This window comes from Enterobacter sp. EC_50 (genome assembly GCF_019584525.1).
In the GTDB taxonomy this organism is placed as follows: domain Bacteria; phylum Pseudomonadota; class Gammaproteobacteria; order Enterobacterales; family Enterobacteriaceae; genus Enterobacter; species Enterobacter roggenkampii.
On the sequence record NZ_VDAF01000062.1, the window covers coordinates 1 to 1,913 of the forward strand.

Genomic DNA, 1,913 nt, shown 5'->3' on the forward strand with positions numbered 1-1,913 from the left:
CGGCCCACAGAATGATGTCACGCTGAAAATGCCGGCCTTTGAATGGGTTCATGTGCAGCTCCATCAGCAAAAGGGGATGATAAGTTTATCACCACCGACTATTTGCAACAGTGCCAAAAATACCCTCAGCAATTAGTGTACTGAGGGTATTGTTAACCATCCGTAGGATCGTTCAACTGATCAATGCCTTAACTGATCGGTGTTATCCCGATTGGGAGGCTTTACAAAATAGCTCATTTTTATCTTACGCTTGCGCTTTCTTAGGCAAAGAAAAGTGCAGTAAGGCATAGCCAAGTAATGCTGCTGTCGTAGAACCCATTAAGATACCGAGTCGAGCATAGGTATCAAATTCAGGACTTACATTTCCGAACGCTAAAGAGGAAATGAAGATAGACATTGTAAAGCCAATACCACACAACACAGATACCGCAAAGATATGCTTGAAGTTAACGCCTTCAGGTAACTTAGCAACGCCCATTTTTACCGCTGCCCAGCTAAAGGTAAAGATACCTAGAGGCTTACCAACCAGTAGACCCAAAGCAATACCGAGTGGCAGCATTGAAGTTAGACCTGACATCGATACGCCTTCTAACGAAATCCCCGCATTGGCAAATGCGAATAGAGGCAGAATACCAAATGCCACGTATGGGTGAAGCGCGTGCTCCATATGTTTAAGTGGAGAATGTTCGCCCTGCTTTCCCTTTAGTGGGATAGCAAAACCAATCACTACACCTGCCAATGTTGCGTGAACACCAGATTTAAGCACCGCGAACCATAAGATCGCACCGACGATCATGTATGGCGTAAGTTTTGTTACTTCCTTCGCATTCAACATGAATAGGACACCAGTCATGATGAAGCCAACAAGCAACGCCATGGTCGACAGGTCACCGGTGTAAAATAGCGCGATAATAACAACTACACCTAAATCATCGATGATAGCAACCGCCAGCAAGAACACTTTTAGGCTTACTGGTACACGCTTACCTAATAACGCCATGATACCTAAAGCAAAAGCGATATCTGTCGCCGCTGGAATTGCCCAACCAGAAATCGCCTCAGGATCGTTGGCATTAAAGGCTACGTAAATAAGAGCAGGAGTTAATATACCGCCAACCGCTGCAATCGCAGGGAAAATTGCGGTTTCTTTTGATTTTAACGCACCTTCAAGCAGCTCTCGCTTAACTTCAAGGCCAATGAGTAAGAAGAAAACAGCCATTAGGCCGTCATTAATCCAGTGAGAAACTGACATACCAAATACATAAGTATGCAGTACAGATTGATAAGTTTCGCCCAGCGGTGAGTTAGCAATGGTCATCGCAATTGCCGCGGCAATCACGAGAAGAATACCACCAGCTGATTCCATTTTGAAAAAGTCACGAATGACATCGTTCATGGTTTCGTCCTTATATTTATTATCTTAATAAACGATTAACAAAGAATGATAAGAGTGTATAGCGGTCGAAAACTTTAGAATAATTGAATCGCCACGGATAATCTAGACACTTCCGAGCCGTTGATTGGACTGACCCCACGCCCGTAGACAAATTCTGTCCTCACGACGAGGCCTGTTCGAAGGCCTCCGGACTGACGCCGCCGAGGTGACTGTGGCGCCGGGCCCGGTTGTAGAACACTTCAATGTAATCGAAGATATCCGCCCGGGCTAGATCCCGGGTTTTGTATATTCTCTTCCTGATGCGCTCTTTTTTCAGTGAACTGAAGAACGATTCGGCCACCGCATTATCCCAGCAGTTGCCACGCCGGCTCATGCTCGGGACCAGGTTATTAGCCCGGCAGAAGGGTGATGCTGCCAACTTACTGATTTAGTGTATGATGGTGTTTTTGAGGTGCTCCAGTGGCTTCTGTTTCTATCAGCTGTCCCTCCTGTTCAGCTACTGACGGGGTGGTGCGTA

General features: G+C 46.1%; 2 protein-coding genes and 1 pseudogene. 1 reads left to right on the forward strand and 2 read right to left on the reverse strand.

Annotation, left to right across the window (positions count from 1 at the left end; all coding sequences use genetic code 11):
* Positions 1 to 244: 244 nt before the first annotated feature.
* Positions 245 to 1,396 (reverse strand): Na+/H+ antiporter NhaA, encoded by a 1,152-nt coding sequence (gene nhaA / locus FHC48_RS22925; RefSeq protein ID WP_001000602.1) that lies wholly within the window; start codon positions 1,394 to 1,396, stop codon positions 245 to 247.
* Positions 1,397 to 1,556: 160 nt separating this feature from the next.
* Positions 1,557 to 1,799: pseudogene (locus FHC48_RS22930) on the reverse strand (IS3 family transposase); the annotation flags it as partial.
* Between the two features lie 56 nt (positions 1,800 to 1,855).
* Between FHC48_RS22930 and FHC48_RS23885 the strand changes: the two are divergent.
* Positions 1,856 to 1,913 (forward strand): IS1 family transposase (locus FHC48_RS23885; protein ID WP_097491765.1); only part of this gene is annotated, 58 nt, incomplete at its 3' end.

Excerpts from the sequence above, each read along its gene's own strand:
- nhaA (WP_001000602.1), bottom strand. The coding sequence starts at position 1,396 with ATGAACGATGTCATTCGTGACTTTTTCAAAATGGAATCAGCTGGTGGT.